Origin of the sequence: Butyricimonas synergistica DSM 23225 (assembly GCF_000379665.1) — a bacterium.
Taxonomy (GTDB): Bacteria; Bacteroidota; Bacteroidia; order Bacteroidales; family Marinifilaceae; genus Butyricimonas; species Butyricimonas synergistica.
The window spans coordinates 134,795-153,457 of sequence record NZ_KB903373.1 but is presented as its reverse complement, the minus strand read 5'-3'; the positions used below and the strand labels follow the sequence as shown (position 1 = coordinate 153,457).

The following is an 18,663-nucleotide window of genomic DNA, read 5'->3' as shown; positions in this document are numbered from 1 at the left end:
AAGATATATTATTAGGAACTGCCATAGGTGATGCTTTGGGATTGCCAATTCAATTTTTAGCTAGAGAAGTTGTAGCAAAAAATCCAATCACGACAATGGAAGGACTCGATCAGTTTAATGTACCAGCAGGTACATGGTCTGACAATACTTCTTTATCCTTTTGTCTGGCAGAATCCCTCTGTAATGGTTATGACCTAAATGATATTATCAACAAGTTCACGAAATGGATGTATGAAGACTATTGGACACCAGCTAACGAAACATTTGATATAAACTATATAAATTATTTTACCATTGTAAATTTAAGGAATAACGGATCTCCACATATAGCAGGGATAAATAATAAACGAGGTAACAGTGACGGATCACTCATGAGGATTCTTCCACTAGTACCTTATATCCTTAACATGGAGGAAGAAAAGAAATTTAGGATAATAAAAGAAATTTCCTCGTTAACCTACAGGCACCCAAGAAGTATTTTAGCCTGTATCGCCTTATGTGAATTTGCCATACAGTATATCAACCTCCAATCAGTAGAGGAAGCCTACCAAACTATGCAGCAAACAATATTACAACTCTTGAAAAGAGATATGTTTATTGAAGAAGGCATTCCTTTTGAAAGGTTAGCAGGCTTATCTTATGAAGAATTTAAAACTATTGAATTGAAGGATATTCATTCTACAGAATATGTTATAGATACATTGGAAGCCAGCTTGTGGTGTATCTTCAATACTACTAGTTATAAAAATGCTGTTTTAAAAGCAGTGAATTTAGGAGATGATGCAAATACTGTGGGTGCGATTACAGGAGGATTAGCAGGAATTATATACGGTTATGCTACTATTCCCTCTGAATGGTTGGAGGTATTAGCAAAGAAAGATGATATTATTAAATTGGCTGATAAACTGGATTCAATAATGAAATAGAATATAAAAGAGAACAAGGATATTGCTATCAGCAACGCTCGTGATAATTCCTTTAAATTCACACCCTAATCAAATATTAAATCTATATTAATCTCGTATCACTTCCGTATCATTTCCGTCATGAACGCTATAGGAACCCTATAGTAACGCTATATGAACCCTATATATAAATAGCGTTCTTATAGGAAATTAAAAACTTACCTAAAACTTTTTATACACTATTCCACCGGAAGTAATACGCTAGTAAATACGGATTAAGGTATTACCTCCTCGGGTATTCTCCCTATCCGGTTACAACATACAAGCATCCCGAAAAGTACGTGCCACTTTACCTCAATTATCATTCCCAACAAAATCAGCCACACACGTACTTCTTCACGAGAAGCTTCTCTTCCCTCCTCGGGAAATTACATGCTATTCTAAGATTTCAAAAAAAACTACTCGATGATAAATCAATACAACGTTCTACCCCTATCTCCTCCATAAATCGCTGGTCGTGGGAAACAACGATCACGGTACCCCGGTAATCCCGAATAGTAGAGGTCATGATTTCAATATTTTGAATATCCAGATTATTCGTGGGTTCATCCAGCACGAACACGTCGGGAGTATTATTACTTATCATCAGGCAACAAAATATCAATCTCATCCGCTCACCACCACTCAACTGTTCACACGGTTTATCCCATGCCAAAGCAGAAAACAGGAAGCGATTGAGCCTCATCTTCAATTCATGTTCCGGCAGGTTATTCACGTTGTAGCGCTCCGCTTGTGCGTAAACGGTAAGATCAGCCCGGAGCATGGAATATTCCTGGTCAAGGTAAACGTACTTAAAGTCCGTCCGGGTCAACACGCCTTTCGTCGGTTCCAATTTTCCTAATAAAAGACGCAACAAGGTAGTCTTCCCCGAACCGTTTCGCCCGCGCAAAGCTATCCGCTCACCGCTTTTAATCTGGAAATCGAGAGGTCGTTCCCACAGCATTCCCTCCGTGTACCCGAAGTTCACGTCACGAGCCGTAACCAGTACCTTTCCCTCGTGCAACACAGACGGATTAAAATTCACTTTCATCTGCCCCAGATCAGGTAATGCCGCACGATTTTCGGAAAGACTAGTCGCAATAGATCCGATCTTTTCCGCATGTACATCTTTCAATTTCGAGGAACAGCTCTCCGCTCTGTTCTTCAGAGTGTTCATCATAATACGGGGAATCCCTTTGCGTAAACTCTGTTTCTCTCCCCGCACTTCTCTTTTTTGTTGGCGTTCAGCCGCTTCCCGGGCAACCTTCTTCGCCAACCGTAATTCTTTTTGCTTATCCTCGATCCGTTCTTGTAATGCTTGAACCCGAACTTCTTTCTGTTCCTTGCAAAAATCGTAATTACCGCCATAAACAGTTATTCCCATTCTACTCAGTTCCATCGTCTGGGACAATAAATTCAATAATGTCCGATCATGACTCACCACCAAAACCGTGGCACTTCCCCTACAAATCAGGTCATACAATTTCTCCCGACTCCAACGATCCAAATGATTGGTCGGTTCATCCAACAACACCACGGAAGGCGTATGAATATCGAGCCCGGCAAGAAAAATCCGTGTTTTCTCCCCGCCACTCAATAATTCCATGCTTGAAGTCAATTCCACGTGCTTCAATTCCCAGCTATCCAATGCCGCCCGACACCTTTCCTCTACTTGCCAGTCATCACCAAGCGTGGTGAAATAGGATTCATCCACTTCACCTCTCAATATCGCATGCAATGCATCTATTTTTTCTTCCACCCGCAAAGCCCCAGCCACCGTTAAATGATTGTACTGTCCCAAATGTTGCGGGATATAATAGGGGATAGCATCACAAATCACCTCTCCGCCGGAAGGTTCCAGCTGTCCCGCCATGATTTTCAAAAGCGTAGATTTCCCGGAACCGTTATTCCCGACCAACGATACTTTCTCTCCAGCCCCAAGCGTGAAATTGATATTTTGAAACAAAAACTCCCTGTTCGGGTGAATATAAGTTATTTGTTTTACGACTATATCACTCATAAAATGTAATGTTAAGAAATTAAATACTTGAAAAACAATCTATCGGGCAAGCGAGTCTGACAAAGTTCCTCACGCTTGTAAAGTTCATAAAGCGACATGGTGCTCTCGAAAAACAGGAATCAACCACGGGCAAAACATTCCCGGGTCTATTGACATTACAGACCTTGTGGCTCTACAAACTTTATAAGGAAAGGGACATGATCTCTAAATTAAAAGTCGGCTCTCGACGACCTCTTTGCGATCGTGCTGGCACATGAAACAATTAATAAAACCCGACACTCCGTTCGGAGACTTTATATCGGTTTTTACAACCGACTTAATTATTTAGACATCTTCATTGGTGTAATTTTTTAGTTTCTGGGAACAAAAATAAGAATTATTATCCGGACTACCAAATCGGCATCCGGATCCATCACGTTCACAATTAATCGCGAAGGAAGGATTACAACACCCCGAAATGACGCAAAGCGTTCATCACGCCGTCATCGTCAACAGACGAAGTCACGTGATCGGCAACTCGCTTCACCTCATCTTCGGCATTTCCCATAGCGACACCTATCCCCACGTGTTGCAACATCGTAATATCGTTCCCCCCGTCACCGAACGCCATACTCTCGTCCAGGGCAATCCCGAAATACTCCAACATCTTATCTATCCCAACCCGCTTGCTACTACCTTGCGGGATAACATCAGTAAAAAGGGGATTCCACCGAGTCGCTTCACTATGGGGCATTGCCGACATTATCGCTTTCTCCTGTTCCTTCGTGAAAAAGGCTACTAGCTGAAAAGTTTCCCCCTCGCTCGCTTTTCGCAAAGACGCTACCGGAGGTTCCGGGAAATTCAGCATCCGGAATACTTCTCGGGATTGTTCGTTATGAAAATTCAAATACAACTCGTGCTCATGCACGAAAATACAAGGGAAACTCTCTTGTTTTTCCATATACTGCACGAGAGAAGCAATATCTTCAGCGGACATACTATTTTTATAAATCACTTGATCTTTGCCGGCTATACAATAGCCCCCGTTCAAGGTAATATAGCCGTCAAATTGCAAATCTCCTAAATTATTAATTGACAACAAATGTCTTCCGCTCGCGATAAAAACCTTAATACCTTTCGCCCTCAAGGCAACAATTGCTTTCTCCGCGGACTCTGGAATCCGATGAGTATCAAAACTCACCAAAGTCCCGTCAATATCAAAAAAAACTGCTTTTATCATATTCTCCAATTTCGTCGTAAAAATACAGAATTACATGACAGGAATGATTGATCTGGGTCAAAAAAAGACAGTCATACGCAGTAATACCCGAATCAACGTGAAGTTCCACCGTGTTCAAGGTGTCGTTTCCTAAAATTAATGACCTTTCTTCCCCTCTTCCGGCAACACGTTGTCCAACCTGTACTCCAAAGCCTTGACGGAAATCAAGATTTCTTTCACAGAGATACCCAGGGAAATCACCAAAAGCAACAATGCCAACCCGAAAGTATAAACCGCCACGGTTTGTAACCCGATATAAATAAAAAGAGTGCATACCACGCAAAGCAACAGGCTCATTACCCCGTATATCTGCATCGACCGTGCCATGTAAAGCCTTTTCCGCAAATTATCGATCTGCAATTTTGTCATGGCATTCGGGCGGCTCTCGTGCTCTCCTTTCAGATTACGAATCACTTGGGCATAAGCCAGAAAACGATTCGTGTACGCCAGCATAATCAACGAAATAGCCGAAAATAATATCGAAGGGGTTGTCAACGTCAATTCTTCCATAATATCATAAATAACTGCTTAATGCTCGTTTAGCACACTCGTATCCTTGATTATACAAATCGGTCAGTTTCTCCACGTCCCGTTCAATGCGGTCGACCTCGAGCACTTTCTCCGGTCGGATGACGATCACTTTTCCTTCTTCCTCCAAACGTTCCACGTAATCAAGTGTCTCGTTATAATGTTTATTTTTCGTTTTCAAACTTTTCCGCATAGCCGGATAGCGGCGGTACATGAACCAGGGGATGGACTTTTTCGACTCATCCTTCCGGTATCCTTTATTACGGGTCAGAACCACCACGTTGCGGGAAAAACCATCTGCGATAGCCTTACGAATAGGTATTGCGTCACAAATCCCCCCGTCGAGCATCGGTTCCCCGTCCACGTGAGTAATCGGACACACGAAAGGCAGGCTGCACGACGCCCGGCAAATGTTCAACAAACGTACAGGGTCTTTCTTCTCCTCGAAATAATTCGCCTCACCCGTCCGGCAATTGCTCGTGACCATAACAAAACGTGCCGGCGAGGTAAAATAAGTCTTGTAATCATAAGGGATAATACGAGTCGGGAATTCATCAAATATCAGATCGAAATCCATGATACTCCGTTTCGTGAAAAAATACTTTACCCCGATATAATGGTACTTGTCCAGCAAATCTATATTGCAGGTTTTCGCCCTTCCCCGTTGCCGGGAAACATACGAAAGCCCGTTACACGCCCCGGCGGAAACACCTATCGAGTAAGGGAAATACATCCCGTTATCCATCAGCCAATCCAAAACTCCGGCAGTAAAGACACCTCTCATACCACCGCCTTCCAACACCAATCCCGTACATTCATCTATCATCATAACCAACAAACATTTTTCTCTTCACTCGACACGGGCGGCAAGACATCCCACCGTCCGGTCAGATCCGGTCCTTCACTTCCGGCAGTATAACGCAACAAATGGTCGCCCGGATGCTCCCGCCAATAATTCACGATGGGGTCTATAAAACGCCAACTTGCCTCCAACGCATCATTCCGGGTATAAAGCATGGAATCCCCTTGCATGGCATCGAGCAACAACCGCTCGTAAGCCCCCGGCAAATAATTATTACACAGCGAAGCGTACAGGAAATCCATCCCCACCTGCTGTACTTTAAAACCTCCGCCCGGCATTTTCAACCCGAATTTCAGCATCACGCCCTCGTCCGGTGTCATCCGGATAATCAACTGGTTGCAGGAAGTTCCCTGGCATTGTCCCTCGAACAACTTGTGCGGGGTCGACTTGAAATGGATTACGACTCCCGACCGTTTGTCTTTCAAGCGTTTTCCCGTGTAAATATAGAAAGGCACGTTGCTCCAGCGCCAGTTATCGATAAAGACCTTCAGAGCGACATAAGTTTCCCTGTCCGAGTTCGGGGCGACATCTTTTTCCTCCAAGTATCCGGGAACTGCCTGTCCTTTTACCTCTCCCCCCTCGTATTGTGCACGTATGACATTCCGGGCAATATCTTCACCCGTCCATAGCCGTAAGGAACGCAACACTTTTGCCGTTTCGTCGCGTATCACCTCCGGCTCGATCGTCGCGGGTGCTTCCATCGCCACGAATGCCAGCAACTGCATCAAGTGATTTTGCACCATATCCCGCAGCGCTCCTGCCGTTTCGTAATATTTCCCGCGCTTCTCGATACCCAAAGATTCGAGGGCATATATCTCCACGTAATCTATATAATTCCGGTTCCAAAGCGACTCGAATATCTGGTTGGCAAAACGCAATACCAAGATATTCTGCACCGTTTCTTTTCCCAGAAAATGGTCAATCCGGTAAATCTCGCTCTCGCAGAATACTTCCAGCAGAGATTCGTTCAAATTCCGAGCCGTTGCCAAATTAATCCCGAAAGGTTTCTCCACCACGATACGGTGCCAGCCCCCTTTCTCCTTTACCTGAAACAGGCAACTCCGCCCCAGGTATTTTGTAATCGCCTGTTGCGAAGTCGGCGGAGTAGCCAAATAATAGACCACCTTCATGGGAATCGCGTTCTCTTCCATGAGAAGCATCACCCGTTCGCCCAACTCGTCCGCCCCATTTTCCGGGTCGAAGGGCTGGTAATACACATTCTGCATGAAACGGTCGACCTCATCCCCCTTCAAATTATCCTCTCCCTTCAATTCTTGCAACATCACGCATATAGACAAGCGAAATTCATCGTCGCTCATCGGGGTACGCGATGTCCCGAGAATAATAAAATGCTCCGGCAACATCTGTCGCACGTGAAGCTCGTATAGCGAGGGCATCAGCATCCGTTTTGTCAGATCGCCCGATGCCCCGAAAATAACCAATACCTGATCCTCCGGTCTATTCATATCCTTTTACACGTTATAAGTACCTGAAACTGTTTTTCCTCCCTCTCCCGTCCAATCCGTGTGGAAGAACTTGCCCCGCTCCGAGTCCGTCCGCTCGTAAGTATGCGCCCCGAAATAATCCCGTTGCGCTTGAATCATGTTAGCAGGGGAATCCAGCGTACGCATATTGTCGAAATAACTCAACGCCGCGAAGAAACAAGGAGCCGCAATCCCGTTGAACACGCAATCGACAATGACGCCCCGCAAGGCGGAAAGCGCATCTTCCATTTTCTCGTGGAAAAAGGCGTCAAACAAAAGATTTTCCAAAGAACTGTTCTTACTGAACGCCCGGGTAATCCGTTCCAGAAACACGGAACGAATGATACACCCCTTCCTCCAGATCTTGGCTATCGTCCCGAGATCCAGATTCCACCCGTTGCGGTCGGAAGCCCGGCGCATCAAGGAGAAACCCTGCGCGTAAGAAATCAACTTCGCCGCATACAAAGCATCCCGCACAGCCTCAATGCCCTCGTTGTTCAAAGGCATATTCGTCTTCATATCCCCCACCCGTCCAGAGGGGTATTGCTTGGAAGCCCGTTCCCGTTCCTCCACTAAAGCCGACATAAAGCGGGCAAATACCGCCTCGGATACCAACGTCAAGGGATCTCCCTCGTCCAATGAAGCGATGACACTCCATTTACCCGTTCCCTTCTGCCCGGCTACATCCAGAATATGATCCAGAAGATAATTTCCGTTCTCCTCCTTATAGTGTAGAATGCGGGAAGTAATCTCTATCAGGAAACTATTCAGTTCCCCCCGGTTCCATTGCTCGAACACGTCGCCCAACCCGTCATTATCCAACCCGGTTCTTCTCTTCAGTATCGAGTACGTTTCGGCGATCAACTGCATATCCCCGTACTCGATGCCGTTGTGCACCATCTTCACGTAATGCCCGGCACCACCCGGTCCGATCCATTCGCAGCAAGGCGAACCGTCGTCCAGTTTTGCGGCAATCGATTGAAGTATATCTTTTACCAAAGACCAAGCCATCTCGGAACCTCCCGGCATGATGGAAGGTCCGTGCAATGCACCTTCCTCTCCTCCCGAAATGCCCACCCCGATGAAGTACAGTCCTTTCTCTTCCAACATCTTCACCCGGCGTTCCGTGTCGTGATAATCGGAGTTTCCCCCATCGATAATCACGTCCCCGGGCGAGAGCCAAGGCTCCAGCTGTCCGATCAACTCATCCACGGGATCGCCTGCCTTGACCATCAACATGATCTTCCGGGGCAGACGCACCGATTCTACAAATTCCTCTATTGTATAGGTGCCACGAAAACGTTTTCCCTTGCCCCGTCCTTCAATGAAACGGGTCACGACGCTCTCCCGGTTGGGATGTACCCGGTTGTAAACCGAAACCGTGTAACCTTTATCCTCCAAGTTCAACGCAAGATTTTCACCCATCACCGCCAAACCTATCAATCCTATATCTGATACCTGCATAACAATTTACAATTTTATTCGTAACTACCTTTTACGATGTTTCTCATCGTTTTGTTTACGTTCACACTATTTTATTCTTAACTTTGTTAAACAAGAAAGCAAAAAGAACGCCAAATATGATAAAATCTGAAAAAGAAAAAATGCTTACCGGGGAAATCTACGATTGCGGGGACAAGGAATTGATCTCTCGCTGGCACAGGGCGAAGGAATTGACACGCCTGTACAACCAAGCTCCGACAGACCAACCGGAGGTCCTCGACAAAATATTATCCGAACTTTTAGGCTCCCGGGGAGAAAACGTGTGGATAGCAGCCCCCATCCACGTAGATTACGGGGAAAATATACACATCGGCAACAACTGCGAGATCAACCTGAATTGCACCTTCCTGGATTGCAACACGATCACGATCGGCGACAACACGGTGATCGGTGCCGGAAGCATCATCACGAAATCCATTCCCGCCGACAGCCTTGCCGTCGGCAACCCGTGCAAGGTCATCCGGCAGATTCAGTAATCTGCCAGATGATCGAACATCGAGGTACTCAAGTATTTTTCTGCCCGGTCGGGGAAGATCACCACAATATTACCGGCATCGATCCGCTCCGCCGTCTTCAATGCCGCTAACATAGCCGCCCCGCTACTCATGCCGGCAAATATGCCCTCTTTGGCGATAATCTCCCGTGCCATAGCAATCGCTTCCTCGCTCTCGACCATCACTTGTATATCTATTCGTGAAGGATCGTAGATTGCCGGGACAATCGCTTCGTCCATATTCTTCAATCCTTGTATATAATGTCCTTTCACGGGATGAGCGCACACGACTTTTATCTCCGGCTTGCATCTTTTCAGAAAACGGGAAACCCCCATAATCGTGCCCGAAGTCCCGAGAGCACACACCAGGTAATCGATCTCACCTTCCGTCTGCTGCCATATCTCGATCGCCGTGTTCTCGTAATGAGCTTGATAGTTACTGGCATTACTAAACTGGTCGGGCATAAAATACTTATTCGGATTTTCCTCGACCAACTTGTGAGCCATCCGGATAGCTCCATCCGTTCCCTCCGCGGCAGGAGTCAGTATCACCTTCCCCCCATACGACCGTATGATCTTCCTCCGTTCCACGGAAACCGCTTCACTCATCACGATCTCCACGGGATATCCCTTCACGATACCGATAATCGCCAACCCGATCCCCGTGTTGCCGGAGGTCGGTTCAATAATCGTCTTCCCGGGCGTCAAACGCCCTTCCCGTTCTGCCTGCTCCATCATCTGCAAAGCGATCCGGTCTTTAATACTTCCCGTCGGATTGAATCCTTCCAACTTGGCGTAAATATTCACGCCCGGCTTCACGTATAAATTATTTATACGCACCATTGGCGTATTGCCAATGGTTTCAAGAATATTCTTCTTTACCATGATTATGATTTTTGATTTACGATTTATGACTCCCAACCATACAAGCAGAAGCCCATTCTGTAATTGACGATTCCATGATTCCGTGATTCCAAATAATCACCGAATCAAAAATCATTAAATCACTAAATAAATAAGTTTGAATTATCTACATCGACAACAGCAACAACAACAGCAAGCATTCCCTTTGAAAGATTCAAAGCTCAATACTCTCACTTGCGATTGATATAACAGAATTGCCATCGTGTTCATGTATTAGATGATTATTATTTGCCTTGTGGCACTTTATTTATACCGCAAATATAAACAATTTATTTTATCTTCGCACCGCCATTTGGAAATGGTGAACCCATTTTCAATTTTCAACTTTCAATTTTCAATTAAATATGATTTCAGTAGACGGATTAACAGTAGAATTTGGAGACAGAGCACTTTTTAAAGATATATCATTCGTGATTAACGACAAAGACCGTATCGCCCTCATGGGTAAAAACGGGGCGGGGAAATCCACCCTGCTGAAAGTCCTTGCCGGGGAAAGACAACCCAACCGGGGAAATGTATCTTGCCCGAAAGACACGGTGATCGCCTATCTGCCCCAACACTTGATGACGCAAAACGAGCGTACCGTCTTTGATGAAACCTCACAGGCATTCGCCCATCTTTTCGAGATGGAAAAAGAAATTGAACGTTTAAACCAACAACTAACCGAGAGAACCGATTATGATTCTCCTGAATATTATAAACTGATCGAGGACGTGTCCACCTTGAGCGAGAAGTTTTACAGCATAGACTCCACACACTACGAGGCGGATGTCGAGAAAATACTCCTGGGCTTGGGATTCCAACGGGAAGACTTCAACCGTCCGACTTCCGATTTCAGCGGAGGCTGGTGTATGCGTATCGAGCTGGCAAAAATGTTGCTTAAAAACCCGGACGTGTTGCTACTGGACGAGCCGACCAACCACCTCGACATCGATTCTATTCAATGGTTGGAAGATTTTCTCGTGAACAACGGGAAAGCGGTTGTCGTGATCTCCCATGACCGGGCTTTCGTGGATAACATCACCACCCGCACCATCGAGGTCACCATGGGACGCATCTACGATTACAAGGTGAATTACTCGCAATACCTCGTGTTGCGCCAAGACCGCCGTATCCAACAGCAAAAAGCATACGACGAGCAACAAAAGATGATCGCCGAAACCAAAGAATTTATCGAGCGATTCAAGGGCACTTACTCGAAAACCCTGCAAGTGCAGTCCCGGGTGAGGATGTTGGAGAAACTCGAAATACTGGAAGTAGACGAGGAAGATACTTCCGCTTTGAGATTGAAATTCCCGCCTTCTTCCAACTCCGGGAAATATCCTGTCTCGGCAGAAGAACTTACCAAAGATTACGACGGGCACGTCGTATTCCGGGATGCCAGCTTCACGATAGAGAAAGGCGAAAAAGTTGCTTTCGTGGGACGGAACGGGGAAGGAAAATCCACCCTCGTGAAATGTATCATGGGAGAGATTCCCTATACCGGAAAACTAACTTTGGGCTACAACGTCAAAATCGGCTACTTCGCCCAAAACCAAGCCTCGCTGATGGACGAAAATCTCACTGTCTTCCAAACGATCGATGATGTTACCCCGCTGGAATTAAAGCACAAGATAAAAGATATGCTCGGAGCCTTCATGTTCAGCGGTGACGACATAGACAAAAAAGTAAAAGTCCTCTCCGGTGGCGAACGTACCCGTCTGGCAATGATTAAACTATTGCTTTCCCCGGTCAACCTCCTGATCCTTGACGAGCCGACCAATCATCTGGATTTACGCACGAAAGACATCTTGAAGAGTGCCCTGAAAGATTTCGACGGAACCCTCATCGTCGTTTCGCACGACCGTGATTTCCTTACCGGATTAGTAGAAAAAGTCTACGAATTTGGCAACAAAAAAGTCACCGAACACCTTGAGGACATCCAAGGTTTCCTCCGGAAAAAGAAAATGGAGAACCTGAAAGAGATCGAACGGAAGGGATAAAAGAAACGGGATCCCGTAAGACCCCGTTCCCGCAAAAAAATATAAAACACAACATATTATTTTTCATGCTCGTAGCGTACGAAGACCTCCATCGCCTCGTATTCCGCCATTCCGATCTTGTTATACAGATCCGCAGTATTACGATTACGGTCTTCCGCCCGCTGCCAAAACTCCCGGGCATCTTCACCCGGGTATGCCGGACCGTTATTCTGAGAACCATGCCTGTAAATAGCTTCCCGCTTAATCATCAGTTCTGATGGGCTCACTGGCACTGCCATATCCACTTTCTCCACTTCCCATTCCTGCCATGCCCCGCGGTACAACCACACGTAACAATCCTTGAACCAATCATCCTTACACACGACATCAAATGCCTGCATGATCGCCTCCAGGCAAACGGCATGTGTCCCGTGTGGGTCTGCCAAGTCCCCGGCAGCATATATCTGGTGAGGTTTTATCTCACGCAACAACTTCACGATAATATCAATATCTTTCTTTTCCAGTGTTTTCTTTTTCACCGACCCTGTTTCGTAAAAAGGCATATTCAAGAAATGCACTCTCTCTTCCGGAATACCCATAAACCGACAAGCAGACAAGGCTTCTGCCGAACGCAACGCCGCCTTGTACGATAAGATCTCCCACGACTCGTTCTCCTCCGGTTTCCGGTGGAGGATTTCCTCCTTCAACCTTTTAAAGCCCGCGTTCTCCACTCCCGAGTTACGAGAAAACATATCGGCAACATCTATCATCTGGTAAAGATAATCGTCAAACACGGCAATACTTCCCGACGTCTGGTAAGCCACGTGCACCTCGTGCCCCTGTTCCACCAAACGGGCTTCCGTACCGCCCATGGAGATCACGTCATCATCCGGATGGGGACTGAAAATCAACACCCGCTTCGGGTAAGGATTCGCCCTTTCCGGTCGGGTAGAGTCATCGGCATTCGGTTTTCCTCCAGGCCACCCGGAAATCGTGTGCTGCATATCGTTGAACACCTCGATATTCACCTTATTTGCCGAACCGAACATTTCGATCAGATCATTCAAACCATTCTCCTGGTAATCTTTATCCTCGACTTTCAATATCGGTTTATTCAATTTCTGACACAAACGCAAAACCGCCTTACGTATCAGTTTCTTATCCCAATCCACCTTACTCACCAGCCACGGGTAATCCGCTCTTGTCAGCTCGGTTGCCGCACTCTCGTCAATCACGAATTGCACATTCGGGTGCATCTGCAAGAAGGTTGCCGGCACAGAGTCCGACGCCCGTCCCTCGACAGTAGCTTTGATAATAGAGGCTTTCTTCTCTCCCCAGGCCAACAGGATCACCCGCCTTGCCTTCATGATCGTCCCCACTCCCATGGTAATCGCTTTTGTCGGCACCAGATTCCGGCTCCCGAAATCCTTAATCGCATCCTTGATCGTCAAGTCGTTCAAATAAACCTTTCTCGTGGCAGATGTGATAAAAGACCCCGGTTCGTTAAAACCGATGTGTCCTGTCCGACCGATTCCCAACACTTGAAGATCAATTCCACCCTCCGCCTCTATCGCCTTCTCGTAATCCTCGCAGAACTTCTCGATCTCCTCATCGCCTTCCAGCGTCCCGTCGGGTATATGAATATTTTTAGGATCTATATCTATATGATCAAACAAATGGTGATGCATAAAATAGTGGTAACTCTGCTCCGATTCCTTCGGCATCGGCAGATACTCGTCCAAGTTGAACGTCACCACGTTGCGGAAAGACACCCCTTCCTCCCGGTGCATCCTCACGAGTTCCTGGTATAGCTTGATCGGGGAAACTCCCGTCGCCAAACCCAGTACACACTTCTCACTGCTGGCAGCTCTGGTTTGCACCAAATCCACAATTTCCCGGGCGACGGCTTTCACCGCCTCGTCCGCCGTTTCATAGATCTGAACAGGTATCTTCTCGAACCTGTCAGCCCCTTCCCCTTTCGCGATGTAGTTTTTTGTAATCACCATATTGTTTCTCCTTTTATATACCAGTTAATAAAGTGAATAAACACTTTCTGAATCATCATACAAATGTTCCATAACAATCATCAACGTTCCCAGTATCGCCGAATAACCTCCTAGGTTACTCATCACCAGTTCGCAATGATTCCTCATTCGGGCTAAAGCGTATTTATTAATCGCCTGTTGCACGGGAACGATCAGCAAGTCACCCGCTTCCACGACCTCCCCGCCGATCACCACCATATCCGGGTTGAACAAATGGATCATCGTGGAGATACCTTCTCCCAGCTTCTCCCCCGCCTGGTGCAACAACTCGATAGCGGAAATATCATCTTTCCGGGCAGATTGAATGACGGACGCCAACGACCTTCCCGCCACTTTCTCGATCGCCCGACCGGAAGACACCGTTTCCAGACATCCGATCTTCCCGCAATGGCAAGGTGCATTCAGCCCGGATATACGGATATGCCCGAATTCCCCCGCCATTCCGCTTCCCCCGCGATACAGTTTGGAGTTCAATATCATTCCCAAACCGATGCATTCGTTTACGCTAATACACAGTACATTGTTTATATCTTTAGCCACCCCGAAAGTATGTTCAGCCATTGCCATCACGTTCGAGTCGTTATCGATAAACACGGGTATTCCCAGCGTTTCTTCCAAAATAGCCTTCACACCCGGGCGTTCATAAGTCAAATAAGTATAGGTATTCCCCTCCCGGTCAATCAATCCCGGAAGAGCCACGCCGCACATTTTAATTTTCGCACGGTTTACGCCCAACCTCTCGATTGTCTCATCGATTCTCTCTTTTATGTACTTTATTGTAGCATTGTCATCTTGTTTCTCCAAGATAGACGGGTACTCCAAGATGCCCTCGATAGGCTCGTTCTGTAAATTGAATATCGCTATCCGCAAGAATTCACGCCCGACATCCACTCCCAATATATAAGCCGCATCGGGATTCAACGAAAAAACACGAGGACGCTTTCCCCCGATAGAATTTCCGCATCCCCGGTCAATTACCCACCCTTCCTCGATCAATTCCTCGATCATCCGGCTCACCGTGGGAGTCGTCACGTTCGTCAAACGACAGATTTCCGGTTTCGACAACTCGCCCATCCTGTAAAGAAAGCCTATAATAGCCTTCTTTTGCAAGTACCGTTTCTCTTTCAATCCCGGCAATGAACCTTTATTTACCATGTTCGAGTCATTCATAACTTCATCTATCAAAAGAAATCATCATTATTGACATCACAAATATATGAAATACTTTCTAAAATATTTGCGTAAGTATGCGAGAAAATGAAAAATATTTTTCTTACACACCCATACACATATTAATCACTCTATCACAAAAACTTTCATTTGTATGTCCCGGTCTGTCATTCCACGGGACAACTGTAACATCCTTCGGATTCATACTCGATTTCCACGGTCAAATGGTCAATTCCAATATCTTTCAATCGATCCACCGCATCATGTTTTACCCGAATCATCCCGTCCCGTGAAATATCATCCGCCACGATCAGGTGAGCCGACGCGATATTCTTCTCCCCATCCAGCGTCCACACGTGCAAATCATGTACTTCTTTCACTCCCGGCACTTCTTGCAATACTATTTTCACTTTATCTTCCGGCATATGTTCCGGCGCTGCCTGCAAAAGAATTCGGAAAATAGCGTACAGGTTGCGACACACGTTCGTCAAGATAAAAATACCGATACACACGGATAGCAGCGGATCGATAAAATACCATCCCGTGTAACGAATAATCATGCTACCGATCAGCACCGCCAACCACCCCAGCACATCTTCCAGCAAATGCAACATCACGGCACGCTGGCTAATAGAATTCCCTTTCATCAGCCGCAACGCCGCGAAACCATTCACCGCCAACCCGGCAATAGCCAGCCACATCATACCCGAATAATTCACCTCGGCGGGATGAAACAACCGGGGTATCGTTTCCATGAAAACAAAAATAGACCCCACCAACAACACGATCGAATTAATCAACGCTCCCAAAGTCGAAAATCGCTTGTACCCGTAAGTAAACGTCCGGGTTCTCTTCTTCTCCGAAAAGCGTTCCAGAAAAAAAGACACCCCGATAGAAAATGCATCGCCGAAATCATGCACGGCATCCGATATAATTGCCACCGAATTTGTCCACAACCCACCTATAATCTCAATAATCGCAAATCCCAGATTCAAGAAAAAAGCAATCCCTAAATTCGTCGTACTTTCCCCGTGGGAGTGATTATGACCTGAATGTGAATGTCCTTCGTGTGAATGTTCGTGTTTCATAACTGTTCATTTTCAGTAAAAATACTCATTTCCTCTTTGAATGTTTCATTTCATAGAGAAAATAATTACCTTTGCACCCGACAAAAGTGGAAAGATTTGGCTGATTGCAACCACGGAAAAAAAGTGCTAAACCGCAGTATAATTCTGAATTCAACCATCCATGTACTTTCCTGTAATATTAATTAATCATTGACTATTGAATTTGTTCAATTACATTTTCAATTTTCAATTTTCAATTTTCAATTAATTTATGGGATACTTATTTACATCTGAATCCGTATCGGAAGGACATCCGGACAAAGTGGCAGACCAAATTTCGGATGCCGTACTAGACAAAATCATCGCGTTCGACCCGGACGCCAAAGTTGCCTGCGAAACGCTGGTAACCACCGGGCAAACCGTCATCGCGGGAGAAATCAAGACAAAAACCTACGTCGACGTGCAACAAATCGCCCGTGACGTCATCAACCGCATCGGTTACACCAAGAGCGAATATATGTTCGACGGTAACAGTTGCGGCGTGTTTAGCGCCATCCATGAACAATCCCCCGACATCAACCGGGGCGTGGTTCGTGAAGACCCCATGGAACAGGGAGCCGGAGATCAAGGCATGATGTTCGGTTACGCTTGCAACGAAACGGACAACTATATGCCGTTAGCCCTCGAATTATCACACTTGCTATTGTTCGAGCTTGCGCAAATCCGTAAAGAGGGACAGGAAATGACCTATTTGCGCCCGGACTCGAAATCACAGGTAACCATCGAATATGGCGACGACAACAAACCCGCCCGTATCCACACGATAGTGATCTCCACGCAACACGACGAATTCGTACGTGCCAAAGAAGCCTCACCGGAAGCACAATTCGAGGCGGATGCCCAAATGGTGGATCAAATCCGCTGGGACATCATCAATATTTTGCTGCCGCGAGTGAAACGCCTGCTTCCCGAACGCGTGCAAGCCCTATTCGACGAAGACCTCATCCTGCACGTGAACCCCACGGGCAAATTCGTGATCGGCGGTCCTCACGGGGATACCGGACTTACCGGAAGAAAAATCATCGTTGATACCTACGGGGGCAAAGGCGCACACGGGGGTGGAGCATTCTCCGGCAAAGATCCCTCGAAAGTAGACCGTTCTGCCGCTTACGCAGCCCGCCACATAGCCAAAAACATGGTTGCGGCAGGAATAGCCGACGAAATATTGATACAAGTATCCTACGCTATCGGCATCGCCCGTCCCGTGGGAATATTCGTGAACACCTACGGCACAGCGAAAGTAAACTTGAGTGATTCCGCCATTGCCGAAAAAATCTCCCAAATCTTCGACCTTCGCCCGAAAGCCATCGAGGAACGCCTGAAACTCCGCCACCCAATCTACCAAGAAACGGCAAGCTACGGGCACATGGGACGTACCCCAAAAACCGTGAAGAAAGTATTTACTTCAAACTACTGGCCAACCAAGGAAATAGAAGTTGAACTATTCACGTGGGAAAAACTCGATTACGTCGACAAAATCAAAGAAACGTTCAAGTAACGATACCAAATATAAAAAATGGAGGGAAGCATTTTGCTCCCCTCCATTTTTATATCTGATTAAATAAAATTTTAATCTCTTCTCCCCATATAAATCATGATATAATATAATAAGGTTGCCAAAGAACCAAGAGCCGCTATCACGTAAGTATATGCCGCCCATTTCAGAGCATCTTGGGCTTTCTCTTGTGACTCGTACGTCGTGATTCCGGAGTTCCGCAACCAAGCCAACGCCCTGTGGCTGGCGTCGATTTCCACGGGCAATGTGATAAAGCTAAACAAAGTCGTCATGGCAAACAAACATATCCCCGCCAACAGCAATTGAGGGAACGTATTTACCAATAAAATACCTCCTAACAAAATCCATTGCACCCACCGGGAAGCAAAACTCACCACCGGCACCAAAGACGAACGTAATTTTAACATACTATAAGCCTGTGCGTGCTGCAAAGCATGACCGCACTCGTGCGCTGCCACGGCGGCAGCTGCCACATTGGCACCATAATATACCTCATGACTCAAATTAATCGTCTTATCCGTCGGGTTGTAATGGTCTGTCAGTTGTCCTTCCACGCTACCAATCTTCACTCCCTGCACACCATTATCCCTCAACATTTTCTCCACCACGTCCCTCCCGGTCATCCCGTTAGCCGTGGGTATTTGCGAATATCTCTTGAAACGGACTTGCAACTGGCGGCTTATTAACCAACTCAAGATTGCAAACCCAATAAATATAATCCAAATTAAAGCGTTTCCTGTCATAAATCATTCAAATTAAAATTCAGTTCAAATATATACAAAAAGCAGACCATTCCCATCGCTGGCAATTATTTTTAGCAAGAATGAC

At 46.2% G+C, this 18,663-nt stretch carries 15 protein-coding genes; 4 read left to right on the top strand and 11 right to left on the bottom strand.

The features are described from left to right. The coding region (locus tag A3CY_RS0119280; protein WP_018339596.1) for an ADP-ribosylglycohydrolase family protein at positions 1-926 on the top strand (926 nt) is incomplete at its 5' end. Between the two features lie 427 nt (positions 927-1,353). Here A3CY_RS0119280 and A3CY_RS0119275 read toward each other — a convergent pair. The 6 genes from A3CY_RS0119275 to gnd all read right to left on the bottom strand — a co-directional run bounded on the left by A3CY_RS0119275 (position 1,354) and on the right by gnd (position 8,560). Further along, positions 1,354-2,964, bottom strand: coding sequence for an ATP-binding cassette domain-containing protein (locus A3CY_RS0119275; RefSeq protein WP_040372057.1), 1,611 nt, complete (start codon positions 2,962-2,964; stop codon positions 1,354-1,356). Positions 2,965-3,406: 442 nt separating this feature from the next. Continuing rightward, positions 3,407-4,183 (bottom strand): Cof-type HAD-IIB family hydrolase, encoded by a 777-nt coding sequence (locus A3CY_RS0119270; RefSeq protein WP_018339594.1) that lies wholly within the window; start codon positions 4,181-4,183, stop codon positions 3,407-3,409. 135 nt (positions 4,184-4,318) lie between these two features. Next, on the bottom strand, positions 4,319-4,732 hold the full coding sequence (locus tag A3CY_RS0119265; RefSeq protein WP_018339593.1) for a DUF2721 domain-containing protein: 414 nt from the start codon (positions 4,730-4,732) through the stop codon (positions 4,319-4,321). A 4-nt stretch (positions 4,733-4,736) separates the two neighbouring features. Beyond that, positions 4,737-5,579 carry a patatin-like phospholipase family protein gene (locus tag A3CY_RS0119260; RefSeq protein ID WP_018339592.1) on the bottom strand — a complete coding sequence of 281 codons (843 nt, stop codon included), beginning with the start codon at positions 5,577-5,579 and terminating at the stop codon, positions 4,737-4,739. Then, the gene (zwf, locus tag A3CY_RS0119255) at positions 5,576-7,078 is read right to left on the bottom strand and encodes a glucose-6-phosphate dehydrogenase (RefSeq protein ID WP_018339591.1); all 1,503 of its coding nucleotides are present in this window, start codon (positions 7,076-7,078) and stop codon (positions 5,576-5,578) included. Before zwf ends, A3CY_RS0119260 begins: the two co-directional genes overlap by 4 nt. A 6-nt stretch (positions 7,079-7,084) precedes the next feature. Next, positions 7,085-8,560: a decarboxylating NADP(+)-dependent phosphogluconate dehydrogenase gene (gene gnd, locus A3CY_RS0119250; protein ID WP_018339590.1), complete on the bottom strand. Its 1,476-nt coding sequence runs from the start codon at positions 8,558-8,560 to the stop codon at positions 7,085-7,087. 119 nt (positions 8,561-8,679) lie between these two features. Between gnd and A3CY_RS0119245 the strand changes: the two genes are divergently transcribed. Continuing rightward, the gene (locus tag A3CY_RS0119245) at positions 8,680-9,075 is read left to right on the top strand and encodes a maltose acetyltransferase domain-containing protein (protein ID WP_026207891.1); all 396 of its coding nucleotides are present in this window, start codon (positions 8,680-8,682) and stop codon (positions 9,073-9,075) included. Here the strand turns inward: A3CY_RS0119245 and A3CY_RS0119240 are convergent. Beyond that, positions 9,069-9,977 carry a PLP-dependent cysteine synthase family protein gene (locus A3CY_RS0119240; RefSeq protein WP_018339588.1) on the bottom strand — a complete coding sequence of 303 codons (909 nt, stop codon included), beginning with the start codon at positions 9,975-9,977 and terminating at the stop codon, positions 9,069-9,071. The genes A3CY_RS0119245 and A3CY_RS0119240 overlap by 7 nt on opposite strands. A gap of 383 nt (positions 9,978-10,360) precedes the next feature. Between A3CY_RS0119240 and A3CY_RS0119235 the strand changes: the two genes are divergently transcribed. After that, on the top strand, positions 10,361-11,998 hold the full coding sequence (locus A3CY_RS0119235) for an ABC-F family ATP-binding cassette domain-containing protein (RefSeq protein ID WP_018339587.1): 1,638 nt from the start codon (positions 10,361-10,363) through the stop codon (positions 11,996-11,998). Positions 11,999-12,054: 56 nt separating this feature from the next. Here the strand turns inward: A3CY_RS0119235 and nagB are convergent, their stop codons facing one another. From nagB to A3CY_RS0119220, 3 genes are all read right to left on the bottom strand, one after another. After that, a complete protein-coding gene (nagB, locus tag A3CY_RS0119230) occupies positions 12,055-13,983 on the bottom strand; it encodes a glucosamine-6-phosphate deaminase (RefSeq protein ID WP_018339586.1) in 1,929 nt (642 codons plus the stop codon). Positions 13,984-14,007: 24 nt separating this feature from the next. Then, a complete protein-coding gene (locus tag A3CY_RS0119225; protein WP_231932267.1) occupies positions 14,008-15,192 on the bottom strand; it encodes an ROK family transcriptional regulator in 1,185 nt (394 codons plus the stop codon). Positions 15,193-15,359: 167 nt separating this feature from the next. Then, entirely contained in the window at positions 15,360-16,280 is a 921-nt protein-coding gene (locus A3CY_RS0119220) for a cation diffusion facilitator family transporter (RefSeq protein ID WP_018339584.1), read from the bottom strand. Between the two features lie 250 nt (positions 16,281-16,530). Between A3CY_RS0119220 and metK the strand changes: the two genes are divergently transcribed. After that, positions 16,531-17,817 carry a methionine adenosyltransferase gene (gene metK, locus A3CY_RS0119215; RefSeq protein ID WP_018339583.1) on the top strand — a complete coding sequence of 429 codons (1,287 nt, stop codon included), beginning with the start codon at positions 16,531-16,533 and terminating at the stop codon, positions 17,815-17,817. 71 nt (positions 17,818-17,888) lie between these two features. Here metK and A3CY_RS0119210 read toward each other — a convergent pair whose 3' ends face one another. Further along, positions 17,889-18,578, bottom strand: a complete 690-nt coding sequence (locus A3CY_RS0119210; RefSeq protein ID WP_018339582.1) for a zinc metallopeptidase — start codon at positions 18,576-18,578, stop codon at positions 17,889-17,891. Between the last annotated feature and the right edge of the window lie 85 nt (positions 18,579-18,663).

What these genes read in the sequence shown, in the direction of transcription:
- A3CY_RS0119240 (WP_018339588.1), bottom strand. Translation starts at nt 9,977, where the DNA reads ATGGTAAAGAAGAATATTCTTGAAACCATTGGCAATACGCCAATGGTG.
- A3CY_RS0119220 (WP_018339584.1), bottom strand. Translation starts at nt 16,280, where the DNA reads ATGAAACACGAACATTCACACGAAGGACATTCACATTCAGGTCATAAT.
- A3CY_RS0119210 (WP_018339582.1), bottom strand. Translation starts at nt 18,578, where the DNA reads ATGACAGGAAACGCTTTAATTTGGATTATATTTATTGGGTTTGCAATC.
- A3CY_RS0119235 (WP_018339587.1), top strand. Translation starts at nt 10,361, where the DNA reads ATGATTTCAGTAGACGGATTAACAGTAGAATTTGGAGACAGAGCACTT.
- A3CY_RS0119260 (WP_018339592.1), bottom strand. Translation starts at nt 5,579, where the DNA reads ATGATGATAGATGAATGTACGGGATTGGTGTTGGAAGGCGGTGGTATG.
- A3CY_RS0119270 (WP_018339594.1), bottom strand. Translation starts at nt 4,183, where the DNA reads ATGATAAAAGCAGTTTTTTTTGATATTGACGGGACTTTGGTGAGTTTT.
- zwf (WP_018339591.1), bottom strand. Translation starts at nt 7,078, where the DNA reads ATGAATAGACCGGAGGATCAGGTATTGGTTATTTTCGGGGCATCGGGC.
- gnd (WP_018339590.1), bottom strand. Translation starts at nt 8,560, where the DNA reads ATGCAGGTATCAGATATAGGATTGATAGGTTTGGCGGTGATGGGTGAA.
- A3CY_RS0119275 (WP_040372057.1), bottom strand. Translation starts at nt 2,964, where the DNA reads ATGAGTGATATAGTCGTAAAACAAATAACTTATATTCACCCGAACAGG.
- A3CY_RS0119225 (WP_231932267.1), bottom strand. Translation starts at nt 15,192, where the DNA reads ATGAATGACTCGAACATGGTAAATAAAGGTTCATTGCCGGGATTGAAA.
- A3CY_RS0119265 (WP_018339593.1), bottom strand. Translation starts at nt 4,732, where the DNA reads ATGGAAGAATTGACGTTGACAACCCCTTCGATATTATTTTCGGCTATT.
- nagB (WP_018339586.1), bottom strand. Translation starts at nt 13,983, where the DNA reads ATGGTGATTACAAAAAACTACATCGCGAAAGGGGAAGGGGCTGACAGG.
- metK (WP_018339583.1), top strand. Translation starts at nt 16,531, where the DNA reads ATGGGATACTTATTTACATCTGAATCCGTATCGGAAGGACATCCGGAC.